We start from the raw sequence: 16,542 nt of genomic DNA on the forward strand, positions 1-16,542 counted from the left end.
CTGCATCGCGAGCAAGCTCGCTCCCACAGGGGATCTTCTTTGTTGCACAAATTGTATGAACACTGAAGATCAATGTGGGAGCGAGCTTGCTCGCGATGGCGGTCTACCAGACGGCAGGGGATCCGGTGGCTTATCATTAGCCCCCTAACGACGCTCACCCAAGGTTATCCCCGGCATGCTGGCTATCTTCCTCGAAACCCTGAACATCACCGCGCCGGTGTTTGCCATGCTGTTTCTGGGGGTGTTGCTTAAGCGCATCGAGTGGATCAACGACAACTTCATCCACACCGCGTCGGCCCTGGTGTTCAACGTCACCATGCCGGCGTTGCTGTTTCTGGGCATCCTGCATGCCGACCTGCGCGCTGCACTGCAACCGGCGCTGCTGATCTACTTCTCGCTCGCCACGCTGGCGTGTTTTGCCATCGCCTGGGGCTGGGCGATCTGGAAGTGCCCGCGTGAAGACCGGGGGATTTACACCCAGGGCGCCTTTCGCGGCAACAACGGCGTCATCGGGCTCGCGTTGGCGGCGAGCATGTACGGCGACTACGGGATTTCCCTTGGGGCGATTCTCGCGGCGCTGGTGATCCTGTTTTACAACACGCTCTCGACCATCGTGCTGGCGGTGTACAGCCCGGTGATCAAATCCGATCCGTGGAGCATCTGCAAAAGCGTGATGGTCAACCCGCTGATCATCAGTGTGTTTGCGGCGGCGCCCTTCGCGTATTTCAAGATCGGCTTGCCGGGGTGGCTGGAAACGTCTGGCCAGTACCTGGCGCAAACCACGTTGCCGTTGGCGTTGATCTGTATCGGCGGCACGCTGTCGCTGGCGGCATTGCGCAAAAGCGGCAACATGGCGCTCAGCTCAAGCCTGGTGAAGATGATCGGCCTGCCAGTGCTGGCGACGTTGGGGGCGTGGCTTTGGGGATTTCGCGGGGCGGAGTTGGGGATTCTGTTTCTGTACTTCGGCAGCCCGACCGCCGCGGCCAGTTTTGTCATGGCCCGTCAGGCCGATGGCAATCATGAGCTGGCGGCGGCGATCATTGTGATCACTACCTTGATGGCGGCGGTGACCACCAATATCGGGATCTTTTTGTTGCAGTGGGGTGGGTGGATCTAGTCCAGGGGGTTGCGGCGTTCTCCAGGGCCTCATCGCGAGCAGGCTCGCTCCCACAGGGATCTGCTTTGCTGCACAAATTGCATAAACACTGAAGACCACTGTGGGAGCGAGCTTGCTCGCGATGGCGCCAGTCCTGTCACCACAACCTTTGAAGACTTACTCAGGCTTCTGATAACTGTCGATCACTTCCTGCGCCGCGCGAAACGCATCAATCGCCGCCGGCACACCGGCATACACCGCGCAATGCAGCAGCGCCTCACGAATCTCTTCTACTGTGCAACCGTTGTTCAACGCACCGCGCACGTGCCCTTTCAATTCTTGCGGGCATTTCAACGCCGTCAGGGCGGCGAGGGTGATCAGGCTGCGGGTTTTCAGTGGCAGACCTTCGCGGTTCCACACGGCGCCCCAGGCGTGTTCATTGACGAAGTCCTGCAGCGGCTGGGTGAACTCGGTGGCATTGCCCAATGCGCGGTCGACGAACGCATCGCCCATCACTTGGCGGCGGACTTCAACGCCAGGCTTTTTGTTATCGGTCACGGCATTTCCCTCTTGTGGTGTTGGCGACGCCAGGCGCGCAGCGACGTGAACAGCAGAAACGCCACCAGCGCCGGGAGGACGTAAAACAGCATCAGGTGTTCAAGCTTGCCGGCCAGGGGCATGCCGGTGGTGAACGACACCACGTGCAGACCGTAAGCCAGGTACAAACCCAGGAACAGCAGACCTTCGGCGCGGGTCACCCGGTAACCGGTGTAGAACAGCGGCAGGCACAACACCGCGACACCGAGCATCACCGGCAGGTCGAAATCCAGCGCATTGGGCGAGACTGACAACGGCGAGGGCGCGACGAGCGCGGTCAGGCCGAGCACACCCAGGAGGTTGAACAGGTTGCTGCCGATCACGTTGCCCACGGCAATGTCCCGTTGACCGCGCAACGCAGCGATCAACGAGGTGGCCAGTTCCGGCAGAGAGGTGCTGACGGCGACGATGGTCAGGCCGATGACACGCTCCGACAGCCCCAGATCAGTGGCGACCGCCACGGCGGCCCCCAGCAACAAATGCCCGGCGTAGACCAGCATCGCCAGTCCGGTGACGATCATCAGCACGCTGCTGAACCACGGTGCCCGAAGTGTTCCGTCATGGGAGGGCGGACGGGCCGAGTGCCGCGACTGGCGCAGCAGCAAGCCCAGATACAGCGCCAGGGCGGCCAGCAGAATCATGCCGTCCACACGGTTCAGCTCTTCATTCCACGCCAGTAAAAACACCAGCAGGCTGGCGCCGATCATCAGAGGAATATCCAGGCGCACCAGTTGCCGCGAAACCCGCAGCGGAATGATCAGCGCCGAAAGCCCGAGGGTGACGAGGATGTTGAAGATGCTGCTGCCGATCACGCTGCCGACGGCGATGTCGGCGTTTTGCGCCAGGGTGGCTTGCAGGCTGACGGCCATTTGCGGCGCGCTACTGCCCAGGGCGACGATGGTCAGGCCGATGATCAGTGGCCGCACCTGCAAGCGCGCCGCCAGGCGCACGGCACCACGGACCATCAACTCGGCACCGGCGATCAGCAACAGCAGGCCTCCGAGCAATTCAATCACGCTGATCAGGGGTAAATCGAAAAGTCCGGAAATGGTCGGGGCTCCGTTTGTTAATCGTCTAGGGCTTGCACGCGAACCCGCGCGGTGCCGCTACGGAGCATACCCAGTTGTTCGGCGGCCTCGTGTGAAAGATCAATCAGGCGACCACGGGTGTGCGGCCCGCGGTCGTTGATACGGACCACGCAGGACTTGTCGTTATTCAGATTGGTGACCTTCACCCGCGTGCCGAACGGCAACTGGCGATGGGCGGCGGTCAGGGAATTCTTGTTAAAACGCTCGCCGCTGGCGGTGCGTTTACCTTGATGTTTGGCGCCGTAATACGAAGCCATGCCGGTCTTGTCGTAGCCGTGTGGATCAATGACATCATTGCTGGCGCAACCGGCCAGCAGAGCGAGCAGGGCGCAGGCACCCAGTAGACGCTTCATTTGAAAGCTTCCGAAAATAAATGTGGCGAGGGAGCTTGCTCCCGCTCGGCCGCGAAGCGGTCGCAAATCGTTTGATGCATTCTTACTGAAAGAGTGCGATTGCCGATTTGGGTCTGCTTCGCAGACCAGCGGGAGCAAGCTCCCTCGCCACAGGGAATGGAGCCAGTAATTTGAGCTGGCTCCATTCCGGTCAGCCTTCGAGCTTGCTTTTCAGCAGTTCGTTGACCTGTTGCGGGTTGGCCTTGCCTTTGGAGGCTTTCATGGCCTGACCGACAAAGAAGCCGAACATCTTGCCGCGCTTGGCTTCGTCTGCCGCGCGGTATTGCTCGACCTGCTCGGCGTTGGCCGCGAGCATTTCGTCCAGCACCGCCGAGATCGCGCCGCTGTCGGTCACTTGCTTGAGGCCGCGCTTGTCGATGATCTCGTCCGCGCTGCCTTCGCCGTTGGCCATCGCTTCGAACACGACCTTGGCGATCTTGCCGGAGATGGTGTTGTCCTTGATGCGCAGCAGCATGCCGCCCAGTTGCTCGGCCGAGACCGGCGACTGATCGATTTCCACGCCTTGCTTGTTCAGCAGGCTGCCCAGTTCAACCATCACCCAGTTGGCCGCCAGCTTGGCGTCGCCGCTGATGCTCACGACTTTTTCGAAGTAATCGGCTTGCTCACGGCTGGTGGCGAGGACGCTGGCGTCATACACCGACAGGCCGAACTGCGCCTGGAAGCGCTCGCGTTTCTGCGGTGGCAATTCCGGCAGCGTGGCGCGCACCTCGTCCAGGAACGAGTTCTCGATGACCACCGGCAGCAGGTCCGGATCGGGGAAGTAACGGTAGTCGTTGGCTTCCTCTTTGCTGCGCATCGGACGGGTTTCGTCTTTGTTTGGATCGTACAGGCGGGTCTGCTGGATCACTTTGCCGCCGTCTTCGATCAGCTCGATCTGACGACGCACTTCGCTGTTGATCGCCTTCTCGATGAAGCGGAACGAGTTGACGTTCTTGATCTCGCAGCGGGTGCCGAATTCGACCTGGCCTTTCGGACGGATCGACACGTTACAGTCGCAACGCAGCGAACCTTCGGCCATGTTGCCGTCGCAGATGCCCAGGTAACGCACCAGCGCGTGGATGGTCTTGACGTAGGCCACGGCTTCCTTGGCGCTGCGCATGTCCGGCTCGGAGACGATTTCCAGTAGCGGCGTGCCGGCACGGTTCAGGTCGATGCCGGTGGCGCCGTTGAACTCTTCGTGCAGGCTTTTACCGGCGTCTTCTTCCAGGTGCGCACGGGTGACGCCGACACGTTTGATCGTGCCGTCTTCCATAGCGATGTCCAGGTGGCCCTTGCCTACGATCGGCAGTTCCATCTGGCTGATCTGGTAGCCCTTCGGCAGGTCCGGGTAGAAATAGTTTTTACGGGCGAACACGTTGTGCTGGCCGATCTCGGCATCAATCGCCAGACCGAACATCACTGCCATGCGCACGGCTTCCTGGTTCAGCACCGGCAATACGCCAGGCATACCGAGGTCAACCAGGCTGGCCTGGGTGTTCGGCTCGGAACCGAACGTGGTGGAGCTACCGGAAAAGATTTTCGACCGGGTGGTGAGCTGGGTATGAATCTCCAGCCCGATCACGACTTCCCATTGCATGTGTTTCTCCTCAGAAGCCGGTTGGGGTGCGGGTGTGCCAGTCAGTGTTCAACTGATACTGGTGCGCAACGTTGAGCAAACGGCCTTCCTGGAAATACGGGGCGAGCAATTGCACGCCGACCGGCAGACCATCGACAAAACCGGCTGGCATGGACAAGCCCGGCAGACCGGCGAGGTTGGCGGTGATGGTGTAGACGTCTTCCAGGTACGCAGCCACCGGGTCGCTGTTCTTGGCGCCCAGCTTCCAGGCCGGGTTTGGCGTGGTTGGGCCGAGGATGATGTCGACCTCATTAAAGGCAGCCATGAAGTCGTTCTTCACCAGACGGCGAATCTTCTGCGCCTTCAGGTAGTAGGCGTCGTAGTAACCGGCGGACAACGCGTAGGCGCCGACCATGATCCGGCGCTGCACTTCCGGGCCGAAGCCTTCGCCACGGGAACGCTTGTACAAGTCTTCGAGGTTCTTTGGATCTGCGCAGCGATGGCCGAAGCGCACGCCGTCGAAACGCGACAGGTTGGACGAGGCTTCTGCCGGAGCGATCACGTAGTACGCAGGAATCGCGTGCTGCATGTTCGGCAGGCTGATTTCCTTGATCACGGCACCGAGCTTTTCCAGCTCCTTGATGCTGTTGTGGATCAGCTCGGCAATGCGCGGGTCGAGACCGGCGCTGAAATACTCCTTCGGCACACCGATGCGCAGGCCTTTCAGCGAGTCGTTGAGGCTGGCGCTGTAATCCGGCACGGGCTCGTCGATGCTGGTGGAGTCATTGGTGTCGAAGCCGGCCATACCTTGCAGCAGGATCGCGCAGTCTTCGGCAGTGCGCGCCAATGGGCCGCCCTGATCGAGACTGGAAGCGTAGGCGATCATGCCCCAGCGCGAAACGCGACCGTATGTCGGTTTCAGACCGGTCAGGTTGGTAAACGCAGCTGGCTGGCGGATCGAGCCGCCGGTGTCGGTCGCCGTGGCGGCTGGCAACAGACGAGCGGCAACGGCCGCGGCCGAGCCACCGGACGAACCGCCGGGCACGTGTTCCAGGTTCCACGGGTTTTTCACCGGGCCGTAGTAGCTCGACTCGTTGGCCGAACCCATGGCGAATTCGTCCATGTTGGTCTTGCCCAAGGTCACGGCCCCGGCAGCAGCCAGCTTGGCAACGACGGTGGCGTCGTAAGGTGCTTTAAAGTTGTCGAGCATCTTCGAGCCGCAGCTGGTGCGGATGCCCTGGGTGCAGAACAGGTCTTTGTGGGCGATCGGCGCACCGAGCAGGGCGCCGCTCTCACCATTGGCGCGGCGTGCGTCAGCGGCTTTCGCCTGCTGGAGCGCCAGGTCTTCGGTGAGGCTGATGAAGCTGTTGAGCTGAGGGTCGAGCTGGGCGATACGCGCCAGCAGGGTTTTGGTCAGCTCTTCGGAAGAAAACTTTTTATCGGCGAGACCGCGGGCGATCTCGGCCAGAGTCAATTGATGCATTGCAGGCTCTTTCCCTTTAGTCGATGACTTTCGGAACCAGGTACAGGCCGTTTTCGACCGCTGGTGCGATGGACTGATAGGCCTCGCGATGATTGGTCTCGGTCACGACGTCTGCACGCAGGCGCTGGCTGGCTTCCAGTGGGTGGGCGAGCGGCTCGATACCGTCGGTATTGACCGCCTGCATTTCGTCGACCAGCCCGAGAATGCTGTTCAGGGCTGAAGTAATGTGTGGAAGATCGGCATCATTGAGGCCAAGGCAGGCCAGATGAGCGATTTTTTCCACGTCGGAGCGTTCAAGCGCCATGGGAATCTCCAGTGGAAAACAGAACGGACGGCGTCCGTGTGTTAGATTGTCGGAACACTACCGCATTTCTACGGTCATAAGGCCGCGATTGTGGGGGTTGGTGCACAGAAAAGCGGCCAATTTAACATATTGGCGCCTTGCCCAAAATCCCTGTCGTTGTTAGAGTTTGCCGCACTTTTTTACCCACGCGTTGCCTAGGGTCCCTTTCCCATGTTCAAGAAACTGCGTGGCATGTTTTCCAGCGATCTTTCCATTGACCTGGGCACTGCCAACACCCTTATTTACGTGCGCGAGCGCGGTATCGTCCTGAATGAGCCATCGGTTGTGGCTATTCGGACACACGGTAACCAGAAAAGTGTCGTTGCTGTCGGCACCGAGGCGAAGCGCATGCTCGGCCGAACGCCGGGCAACATTGCTGCCATTCGTCCGATGAAGGACGGCGTCATTGCCGACTTCAGCGTCTGCGAAAAGATGCTGCAATACTTTATCAACAAGGTTCACGAAAACAGCTTCCTGCAGCCAAGTCCTCGGGTGCTGATCTGCGTTCCGTGCAAATCAACCCAGGTTGAGCGTCGTGCCATCCGTGAATCGGCCCTTGGTGCCGGTGCTCGTGAAGTGTTCCTGATCGAAGAGCCAATGGCTGCTGCGATCGGTGCCGGCCTGCCGGTTGAAGAAGCGCGCGGTTCGATGGTGGTCGATATCGGTGGTGGTACCACTGAAATCGCGCTGATCTCCTTGAACGGTGTGGTTTACGCCGAATCCGTTCGGGTTGGCGGCGACCGCTTCGACGAAGCGATCATCACCTACGTGCGTCGCAACTACGGCAGTCTGATCGGCGAATCGACTGCCGAGCGCATCAAGCAGGAAATCGGTACGGCCTACCCGGGCGGCGAAGTGCGCGAAGTCGACGTTCGTGGCCGTAACCTGGCCGAAGGCGTTCCGCGTGCCTTCACCCTGAACTCCAATGAAGTGCTGGAAGCTCTGCAAGAGTCCCTGGCCACCATCGTTCAGGCTGTGAAAAGTGCGCTGGAGCAATCGCCTCCGGAACTGGCTTCCGATATAGCCGAGCGTGGCCTGGTACTGACCGGTGGTGGCGCCTTGCTGCGTGACCTCGACAAGTTGCTGGCCCAGGAAACAGGTCTGCCGGTGATCGTTGCCGAAGACCCGCTGACCTGCGTTGCTCGCGGCGGTGGCCGTGCATTGGAAATGATGGATAAACACACCATGGACCTGCTGTCGAGCGAGTGATCTCGCCCGACGCATCTATGCTGTTGAGCGCGCAGGCGGCACTTTGCAGTGCTGCCTGTTTGCGTTTACCTTCTGTCAGTCTGTATCCAGGCCGGTCTGCCGTATGAATAAACAAAACATTTGCCTGGGAGGAGCGGCTTATTAAACCGCTTTTCACCAAAGGGCCTTCACTGGGCGTGCGCTTGTTGGTGCTGGTCGTGCTATCGGTCGCGCTGATGGTGGTCGATGCCCGCTTCACACTGCTCAAGCCAGTGCGTAGCCAAATGTCGTTGGTACTGATGCAGTCTTACTGGATCACCGACCTGCCGCAGCGGCTATGGCAGGGTGTGGCCAGCCAATTCGGCAGTCGTACCGAGCTCGTCGCCGAAAACGAAAAACTCAAGACCGAAAACCTGCTGTTGCAGGGTCGCATGCAAAAGCTTGCCGCCCTCACCGAGCAGAACGTTCGGCTGCGCGAGTTGCTCAATTCCTCTGCGCTGGTCAACGAAAAGGTCGAAGTGGCCGAGTTGATCGGCATGGACCCCAACCCCTTCACCCATCGCATCATCATCAATAAAGGTGAGCGCGACGGTGTGGTCCTCGGTCAGCCGGTGCTCGATGCCCGCGGCCTGATGGGCCAGGTGGTCGAGTTGATGCCTTACACCTCCCGTGTACTGTTGCTGACCGACACCACCCACAGCATTCCGGTGCAAGTGAACCGCAACGGTCTGCGAGCAATCGCCAGCGGCACCGGTAACCCGGAGCGCCTGGAACTGCGTCACGTCGCGGACACGGCTGATATCAAGGAAGGCGATCTGTTGGTCAGTTCCGGCCTCGGTCAGCGATTCCCGGCCGGTTACCCGGTCGCGACCGTCAAGGAAGTGATCCACGATTCCGGCCAGCCGTTTGCCATCGTGCGTGCCGTGCCAACCGCCGCGTTGAACCGCAGCCGTTACCTGCTGCTGGTGTTCACCGACGGCCGCACCGCCGAAGAGCGCGCCAACGAAGCTGCCCAGGCGCAAGAAGCGCTGGACCAGCACGGTGGTGGGCCGATCATTCCGGCGACCGTGCCTAAACCCGTGCCGGCGACCGTGGTGGTGCCCGCCGCAGCCGCTGCGCCTGCTGCAACGCCTGCCGCAACACCGGCAGTACCAGCACCGGCGTCAACCCCGGCCAAACCTGCGGCCGCCAAGCCCCCCGCAGCGCAACCTGCCGCAACCAAACCGCCGGCCACTCAACCGGCTGCGGTGAAGCCTGCCGCCAAACCGCCTGTCTCCGCGCCGGCTACCACTGGGGGACGAGAATAATGGTCGGTGCTACCGCATCCCGAAATGGCTGGATGATCTGGCTGACGTTTGCCATTGGCATGCTGCTCAGCGTTTCACCGCTGCCGCAATTCATGGAGATCCTCCGTCCGCTCTGGCTGGCCTTGCTGCTGGCTTTCTGGGCGTTGTACTTGCCGCAGAAAGTCGGCATGGTCACCGCGTGGTGCCTGGGCCTGGCGGAAGACGTGCTGTACGGCACGTTGCTGGGCCAGAACGCTTTGATCCTGACCCTGATCACCTTCCTGGTGCTGTCGCTGCAACAGCGCCTGCGCATGTTCCCGATGTGGCAGCAGAGCCTGGTGATCCTGGTGATCTTCGGCCTCGCGCAGCTGGTTCAACTATGGCTGAGCGCCCTGACCGGCAATCGTCAGCCGACGTTGGCGCTGGTACTGCCGGCCTTGGTCAGTGCATTGCTCTGGCCATGGGTCAGCTACGGTTTGCGCGGGTTGCGTCGACGCTACAAAATCAATTAATTCGGTCAGGCATCTGCCAGTACCTCGACAGGGAGATGTCTTGATGAGAAAGCTGTACCTCGCCTCAGGCTCGCCGCGTCGGCGTGAACTGCTCACGCAGATCGGTGTGCCGTACTCCGCCATCAGCGCGGACATCGATGAAACCCCTTTAGCTCAAGAATCCCCGTCGGCCTATGTCGAGCGCCTGGCGCGCGGCAAAGCCGAGGCCGGGCGCGGCGCGGTCGTGTCCGACGCCGATTTTTGCGTGCTGGGTGCCGACACCGCCGTGGTGCTCAACGGGAAAATTCTCGGCAAACCGGTGGACGAAGCCGATGCGTGCGCCATGCTTATGATGTTGGCCGGTCAGGAACACGAAGTCTTGACCGCCATTGCGGTGCTTGACGGTGAGCGTTGTGAGTCCCGGGTAGTGCGCAGTCTGGTGCGCTTTCGCAGCATCGCTCGCGATGAAGCGGCGGCCTACTGGGCCAGTGGCGAACCCCGGGACAAGGCCGGTGGCTATGGCATTCAAGGACTGGGCGCGGTGTTTGTCGCCGGGCTCAATGGCAGTTACTCGGCGGTGGTTGGACTGCCGCTGTGCGAAACCGCTGAGCTGCTCGGCCATTTCGGCATACCCTGTTGGCAAACCCTTAACGCGCGCTAAGCGTCGTACTGACAAGATGCGGCCATTATCGTGAACATGCCTGAACGAGACCCTGCCATGAGTGAAGAGATCCTGATCAACATCACGCCGATGGAATCGCGCGTGGCGGTGGTCGAAAACGGTGTCCTGCAAGAGGTCCACGTCGAGCGCACGCAAAAGCGCGGGATCGTCGGCAACATCTATAAAGGCAAGGTCGTGCGGGTATTGCCGGGCATGCAAGCCGCCTTCGTCGATATCGGCCTGGACCGCGCCGCGTTCATTCACGCCTCGGAAATATCCCTGCGCGAAGGCCCGGCGGTGGAGAGCATCAGCGCGCTGGTTCACGAAGGCCAGAGTCTGGTCGTCCAGGTCACCAAGGACCCGATCGGTTCCAAAGGCGCACGCCTGACCACTCAGCTGTCGATTCCGTCGCGCTATCTGGTGTACATGCCGCGCACGGCCCACGTCGGCATTTCGCTGAAGATCGAAGACGAAGCCGAGCGCGAACGCCTCAAGCAAGTCGTCACCGATTGCGTGGCCAAAGAAGGCATCAAGGAGGCGGGCGGTTTCATCCTGCGTACCGCCGCCGAAGGGGCCGGCGCCGATGAAATCCTCATGGACATCCGCTACCTGCGCCGTCTCTGGGATCAGATCAACGAGCAGATCAAAACCATTGGTGCGCCGAGTGTGATCTACGAAGACCTCGGCCTGGCGTTGCGTACCCTGCGCGACCTGGTCAGCCCGAAGATCGAGAAGATCCGCATCGACTCCCGGGAAACCTTTCAGAAAACCACGCAGTTCGTCGCCGAGCTGATGCCGGAAATCGCCGATCGTCTTGAGCATTATCCGGGCGAGCGGCCGATTTTCGACCTGTACGGCGTCGAAGACGAAATCCAGAAAGCCCTCGAGCGCAAAGTGCCGCTCAAGTCCGGCGGTTATCTGGTGGTTGATCCGGCCGAAGCCATGAGCACCATCGACGTCAATACCGGGGCGTTCGTCGGCCATCGCAACCTTGAAGAGACCATCTTCAAGACCAACCTCGAAGCCGCGACCGCCATCGCCCGCCAGCTGCGTCTGCGCAATCTGGGCGGGATCATCATCATCGACTTCATCGACATGGAAGACGAAGAGCACCAGCGCCAGGTGCTGCGTACCCTCGAGAAGCAGCTGGAACGCGATCACGCCAAGACCAACATCATCGGCATTACCGAGTTGGGTCTGGTGCAGATGACGCGCAAGCGCACCCGCGAAAGCCTTGAGCAAGTGTTGTGCGAACCGTGCAGTAGCTGTCAGGGCCGCGGCAAGTTGAAGACGCCGGAAACGGTCTGCTACGAAATTTTCCGCGAAATCCTCCGCGAGGCGCGTGCCTATCAAGCGGAAGGCTATCGTGTATTGGCGAACCAGAAAGTCGTCGACCGTTTGCTCGACGAGGAGTCGGGTAATGTCGCCGAGCTTGAAGGATTTATCGGACGCACCATTCGGTTCCAGGTGGAAACCATGTATTCCCAGGAACAATACGACGTGGTGCTGCTCTGAATCGCTGTGTTTCACCCTTACTAGAACGGCTGGCCTCAGCTTTTTGCAGTATTTTTGCCATGGGAGCCAACTGACATGGAACGTCTGACACGCATTTTGGCCGCACTGACCCGCTGGGGTCTTGGCCTGTGCGCGTTGGTCCTGGTGTTGATGGCGTTGTACGTCAGCCTCGGCCGGGAGCTGACGCCTCTGGTCGCCGAATACCGTGCCGACGTCGAAACCAAAGCCAGCGCCGCGTTGGGCATGCCGTTGCAGATCGGTAAGCTGGAAGGCAACTGGAGCGGTTTCGCGCCGATTTTGCTGGCGCACGATGTGACGGTCGGCGAGGGTGCCAACGCCCTGCACCTGGATCAGGTGCGAGCGGTGCCGGATCTTTGGGAAAGCCTGCTGGCTCGCGAAGTGCGCATTGCCCACTTGGAACTCAACGGCCTGAAGATCAGCCTCAAGGAAGGCGCGGACGGTCATTGGGCGCTGGAAGGGTTGCCGGTGCAGCAGGACCAGCCGCTTGATCCAGAGCAACTGCTCAACCGCATGCAAATGGTCCAGCAGCTGTCGGTGATCGACAGTCAGGTGACTTTGCAACCGCTAGACCACCCGCCGCTGACCCTGACCTACGTTGGCCTGAACCTGAAAACCGGCGTCTCCCGCCAGCGCCTCGAAGTCCGTCTTAACCTGCCCGACGGCCAACCGGTGGCCATGAGTGTGCACACGCGTATTCGCGCCAGCCAGTGGAAGGACGGCGAGGCTGAGGCCTACCTGAGCCTTCCGCAAAGCGACTGGTCGAAATGGTTGCCCGAACGCCTGACCCGGCAATGGAACTTCTCTGAAATCAAGGCCGGTGGCGAGCTCTGGGTGAACTGGGGCAACGGCGCACTGCAAAGCGGCGCCATTCGCTTGAACGCGCCGCAACTCAAGGGTGCCTACGCCGAACGCAAGCCGATCCAGATCAACAATCTGGCGCTCAACGGTTATTTCCAGCGCAGCACCGAAGGCATGCTGGTGACCCTGGACTCTCTGGCCATGAACTTCGGCGAGACCCGCTGGGAATCGCACCTGCAACTTCGACAGACCGCCGCCACCGACAAGGCTGAAGAGCTTTGGCATCTGCAAGCCGACCGCCTCGACCTCACCCCGCTCACGCCGCTGATTAACGCCTTGGGGCCGCTGCCCGAAGGCGTTGCCACGGCGATCGAACGACTCAAGGTGACCGGCGGGCTGCGTAATGTGCTGATCGATCTGCGCCCCAATGCCACCGATGACAGCAAGTTCAGCTTTGCTGCCAACCTAGATCAGGTCGGCTTCGATGCGTATCACGGCGCTCCTGCAGCGAGAAATGTCAGCGGCAGCATCAGCGGTGACCTCGGTCAGGGCGAACTGCGGATGGACAGCAAGGATTTCGTCTTGCACCTGGACCCGATTTTCGCCAAACCATGGCAATACATCCAGGCCAACGCCCGTCTGGCCTGGAAGCTCGACAAAGAAGGTTTCACCCTGATCGCGCCGTACCTGAAGGTGCTGGGGGAGGAGGGCAAGATTGCCGGTGACTTCCTGATCCGCCTGCATTTCGACCACACCCAGGAAGACTACATGGACCTGCGGGTCGGCCTGGTCGACGGCGACGGTCGCTACACCGCCAAGTACCTGCCGACCATGCTCAGCCCGGCGCTGGACGAATGGCTACGGACGGCGATTCTCAAAGGCGCGGTGGACCAGGGCTTCTTCCAGTATCAGGGCTCGCTGAACCATGGCGCCGCCGAGACGGCGCGCAGCATCAGCCTGTTTTTCAAAGTGCACGATGCCGAACTGGCTTTCCAGCCGGGATGGCCGCATGTCAGCAAGGTTAGCGGGGATGTGTTCGTTGAAGACAGTGGCGTGCGGATTCTGGCCAGCAAGGGTCAGTTGCTCGACACTCAGGTTCGTGACATTTACGTCAATATCCCCCATGTACCGGACGGGCAGAACGTCCACCTGTTCCTCGACGGCGGGTTTTCCGGCGGGTTGGGTGATGGCCTGAAGATTCTCCAGGAAGCGCCAATCGGCACGGCTGAAACCTTTGCCGGATGGGAAGGCGAGGGCGATCTGCAAGGTAAGCTGAAGCTGGATATTCCGCTGGTCAAAGGCGAGCAGCCGAAGATTCTCGTCGACTTCAAGACCGCCAAGGCGCGGTTGAAGCTGGCCGAACCCTCACTGGAGTTGACGCAGCTCAAGGGGGATTTCCGCTTCGACAGTGCCAAGGGCTTGAGCGGACAAAACATCACCGCCCGTGCCTTCGATAAACCGGTCACCGCACAGATTTTTGCCGATGGCAGTGCGGGCAACCTCAAGACCCGCGTCACCGCCTCCGGTCAGGTCGAGGTCAAGAAACTCACCGACTGGTTGAGCGTCACCCAGTCTTTGCCGGTATCCGGCCTGATCCCGTATCAACTGCAACTGAACCTGGATGGCCCTGACAGCCAGCTCTCGGTCAATTCCAGCCTCAAAGGCGTGGCGGTCGATTTGCCGGCGCCGTTCGGCATGACCGCCGATGCTGGCCGCGACACCACGTTCCGCATGACCCTGCAAGGGCCGGAGCGGCGTTACTGGGTCAATTATGGTGAGCTGGCAGACTTCACGTTTGCGGCGCCGCCCGGCAATTTTGCCGACGGTCGTGGCGAGTTGTTCCTGGGCGGCGGCAGTGCCGTGCTGCCCGGCGCAAAAGGACTGCGAGTACGCGGCGTGTTGTCGGAACTGGATGTTGGGCCGTGGAAGGATCTGGCGGACAAGTACGCTGGCCAGGATCCGGGCGGCAGTGCCAAGCAGTTGCTGAGCAGTGCGGACTTCAAGGTTGGCAAGCTCAGTGGTATCGGCACGACGCTAGATCAGGCGTCGGTGCAGTTAAACCGCAAACCGGCCGCGTGGGCTTTGCAACTCGACAGTCAGCAGGTCAAGGGCAGCGCGAACATCCCCGATGCGAAAGGCGCGCCGATTGCGATCAATCTGCAAACCGTGCGGTTGCCGGCACCCGACCCGACGGTCCTCGCCGACGAAAACTCACCGGATCCACTGGCCTCGGTGGACCCGACCAAGATCCCGGCGCTGGACATCACCATCAATCAGCTGTTCCAGGGGCAGGACCTCGTCGGCGCCTGGTATCTGAAAGTCCGTCCGACGGCCAAGGGTATTGCGCTCAATACGCTGGACTTGGGTCTCAAGGGTATTTTGTTGCAGGGCAGTGGCGGCTGGGAGGGCATACCCGGCAGCTCCAGCAGTTGGTACAAAGGGCGGATCAGCGGCAAGAATCTCGCTGACGTGCTGAAAGGCTGGGGCTTTGCGCCGAGCGTCACCAGTGAAGAATTTCACATGGATGTCGACGGTCGCTGGCCCGGTTCACCGGCTTGGCTGGCCACCAAACGCTTCTCCGGCACCCTTGATGCCTCGTTGAATAAAGGCCAGTTCGTCGAGGTCGAAGGCAGCGCCCAGGCCCTGCGTGTGTTCGGCCTGCTCAACTTCAATTCCATCGGTCGTCGTCTGCGCCTGGACTTCTCCGACCTGTTCGGCAAAGGCTTGAGTTATGACCGGGTCAAAGGTCTGTTGGCCGCGACCAACGGGGTTTATGTGACGCAGGAGCCGATCCTGCTGACCGGCCCGTCGAGCAACATCGAACTGAACGGTACCCTGAACCTGGTGGCCGACCAGGTTGACGCGAAACTGCTGGTGACTTTGCCGGTGACCAACAACCTGCCGATTGCCGCATTGATTGTCGGCGCACCGGCCATCGGCGGTGCGCTGTTCCTGATCGACAAGCTGATCGGTGACCGCGTGGCACGTTTCGCCAGCGTCAAATACACCGTCAAAGGCCCATGGAAAGAGCCGAAAATCACCTTCGACAAGCCTTTTTGAGTTCTTTTTTGAAAAGGCACTCCCCAAGCCTATGGAGTAGCATGGCGACCTGTCCTTATAAAAAGCGACCCAGGAGCGCGCCATGTCTTTTGCGGTGATTCAAATGGTCAGCCAGAGCGAGGTGCTGGCCAACCTGGCCCGGGCCCGGCATTTGCTCGAAGAGGCTGCGGCGGGTGGCGCGCAGCTGGCGGTGCTGCCGGAAAACTTCGCCGCCATGGGCCGTCGCGACATTGCCGACATCGGCCGCGCCGAGGCGTTGGGTGAAGGTCCGATCCTGCCGTGGTTGAAACAGACCGCCCGCGACCTCAAGTTATGGATAGTGGCCGGCACGTTGCCGTTGCCGCCAGTGGACCATCCGACGTCCAAAGCCCATGCCTGCTCGTTGCTGGTCAATGATCAGGGCGAAACGGTGGCGCGCTATGACAAGCTGCACCTGTTCGACGTGGACGTGGCGGACAATCGCGGGCGGTATCGCGAATCCGATGACTATGCTTATGGCAGTGGGGTCGTGGTGGCGGACACGCCCGTCGGCCGGGTCGGCCTGACAGTGTGTTACGACCTGCGTTTCCCGGAGTTGTACAGCGAACTGCGCGCTGCGGGCGCGCAATTGATTACCGCGCCGTCGGCATTTACTGCGGTGACCGGCGCGGCGCATTGGGATGTGCTGATTCGCGCACGGGCCATCGAGACTCAATGTTATGTGCTAGCGGCCGCCCAGGGTGGGACGCATCCGGGACCGCGGGAAACCTGGGGTCACGCGGCGATCGTCGACCCTTGGGGACGCGTGCTGGCACAACAGGATCAAGGCGAGGCCGTGCTGCTGGCCGAACGCGATAGCAGCGAACAGGCGTCCATCAGGGCGCGGATGCCGGTGTCCAGTCACCGGCGCTTTTTCTCGCAGGGCGCCCAGCGACCTGCACGGAACGACGAATTTAAGGCGTAAACAT

General features: G+C 60.9%; 14 protein-coding genes. 8 read left to right on the plus strand and 6 right to left on the minus strand.

Translation table 11 applies throughout. The features are described from left to right. The first annotated feature begins 175 nt into the window (after nucleotides 1-175). On the plus strand, nucleotides 176-1,117 hold the full coding sequence (locus tag K0F88_RS16315; protein ID WP_219095711.1) for an AEC family transporter: 942 nt from the start codon (nucleotides 176-178) through the stop codon (nucleotides 1,115-1,117). Nucleotides 1,118-1,273: 156 nt separating this feature from the next. Here K0F88_RS16315 and K0F88_RS16320 read toward each other — a convergent pair whose 3' ends face one another. The 6 genes from K0F88_RS16320 to gatC form a co-directional block, all read right to left on the minus strand. Continuing rightward, on the minus strand, nucleotides 1,274-1,609 hold the full coding sequence (locus K0F88_RS16320) for a carboxymuconolactone decarboxylase family protein (protein WP_374039721.1): 336 nt from the start codon (nucleotides 1,607-1,609) through the stop codon (nucleotides 1,274-1,276). Nucleotides 1,610-1,650: 41 nt separating this feature from the next. Further along, nucleotides 1,651-2,709, minus strand: coding sequence for a calcium/sodium antiporter (locus K0F88_RS16325; protein WP_219095712.1), 1,059 nt, complete (start codon nucleotides 2,707-2,709; stop codon nucleotides 1,651-1,653). A 50-nt stretch (nucleotides 2,710-2,759) separates the two neighbouring features. Then, nucleotides 2,760-3,134, minus strand: coding sequence for a septal ring lytic transglycosylase RlpA family protein (locus K0F88_RS16330; protein ID WP_094469120.1), 375 nt, complete (start codon nucleotides 3,132-3,134; stop codon nucleotides 2,760-2,762). 190 nt (nucleotides 3,135-3,324) lie between these two features. Beyond that, nucleotides 3,325-4,770 (minus strand): Asp-tRNA(Asn)/Glu-tRNA(Gln) amidotransferase subunit GatB, encoded by a 1,446-nt coding sequence (gene gatB / locus K0F88_RS16335; protein WP_219095713.1) that lies wholly within the window; start codon nucleotides 4,768-4,770, stop codon nucleotides 3,325-3,327. Nucleotides 4,771-4,780: 10 nt separating this feature from the next. After that, entirely contained in the window at nucleotides 4,781-6,232 is a 1,452-nt protein-coding gene (gatA, locus tag K0F88_RS16340) for an Asp-tRNA(Asn)/Glu-tRNA(Gln) amidotransferase subunit GatA (RefSeq protein WP_219095714.1), read from the minus strand. A 16-nt stretch (nucleotides 6,233-6,248) separates the two neighbouring features. After that, the gene (gatC, locus tag K0F88_RS16345; RefSeq protein WP_007901429.1) at nucleotides 6,249-6,536 is read right to left on the minus strand and encodes an Asp-tRNA(Asn)/Glu-tRNA(Gln) amidotransferase subunit GatC; all 288 of its coding nucleotides are present in this window, start codon (nucleotides 6,534-6,536) and stop codon (nucleotides 6,249-6,251) included. A gap of 210 nt (nucleotides 6,537-6,746) precedes the next feature. Here gatC and mreB point away from each other — a divergent pair, with 210 nt between their 5' ends. The 7 genes from mreB to K0F88_RS16380 all read left to right on the plus strand — a co-directional run bounded on the left by mreB (nucleotide 6,747) and on the right by K0F88_RS16380 (nucleotide 16,538). Beyond that, complete coding sequence (gene mreB, locus K0F88_RS16350) at nucleotides 6,747-7,784, plus strand: rod shape-determining protein MreB (RefSeq protein WP_002555108.1); 1,038 nt, start codon at nucleotides 6,747-6,749, stop codon at nucleotides 7,782-7,784. A gap of 140 nt (nucleotides 7,785-7,924) precedes the next feature. Beyond that, a complete protein-coding gene (gene mreC, locus K0F88_RS16355; protein ID WP_219095841.1) occupies nucleotides 7,925-9,070 on the plus strand; it encodes a rod shape-determining protein MreC in 1,146 nt (381 codons plus the stop codon). Next, entirely contained in the window at nucleotides 9,070-9,561 is a 492-nt protein-coding gene (mreD, locus tag K0F88_RS16360; RefSeq protein ID WP_219095715.1) for a rod shape-determining protein MreD, read from the plus strand. Before mreC ends, mreD begins: the two co-directional genes overlap by 1 nt. Before the next feature lie 43 nt (nucleotides 9,562-9,604). Continuing rightward, complete coding sequence (locus tag K0F88_RS16365) at nucleotides 9,605-10,201, plus strand: nucleoside triphosphate pyrophosphatase (protein WP_094469114.1); 597 nt, start codon at nucleotides 9,605-9,607, stop codon at nucleotides 10,199-10,201. 57 nt (nucleotides 10,202-10,258) lie between these two features. Then, complete coding sequence (gene rng / locus K0F88_RS16370) at nucleotides 10,259-11,716, plus strand: ribonuclease G (protein ID WP_010463355.1); 1,458 nt, start codon at nucleotides 10,259-10,261, stop codon at nucleotides 11,714-11,716. A gap of 75 nt (nucleotides 11,717-11,791) precedes the next feature. Further along, on the plus strand, nucleotides 11,792-15,595 hold the full coding sequence (locus K0F88_RS16375) for a YhdP family protein (RefSeq protein ID WP_219095716.1): 3,804 nt from the start codon (nucleotides 11,792-11,794) through the stop codon (nucleotides 15,593-15,595). Nucleotides 15,596-15,677: 82 nt separating this feature from the next. Continuing rightward, nucleotides 15,678-16,538 carry a carbon-nitrogen hydrolase family protein gene (locus tag K0F88_RS16380; RefSeq protein ID WP_219095717.1) on the plus strand — a complete coding sequence of 287 codons (861 nt, stop codon included), beginning with the start codon at nucleotides 15,678-15,680 and terminating at the stop codon, nucleotides 16,536-16,538. The last annotated feature ends 4 nt before the right edge of the window (nucleotides 16,539-16,542 follow it).

It is taken from the genome of Pseudomonas sp. UMAB-40 (assembly GCF_900095275.1).
Taxonomy (GTDB): Bacteria; Pseudomonadota; Gammaproteobacteria; order Pseudomonadales; family Pseudomonadaceae; genus Aquipseudomonas; species Aquipseudomonas mandelii_B.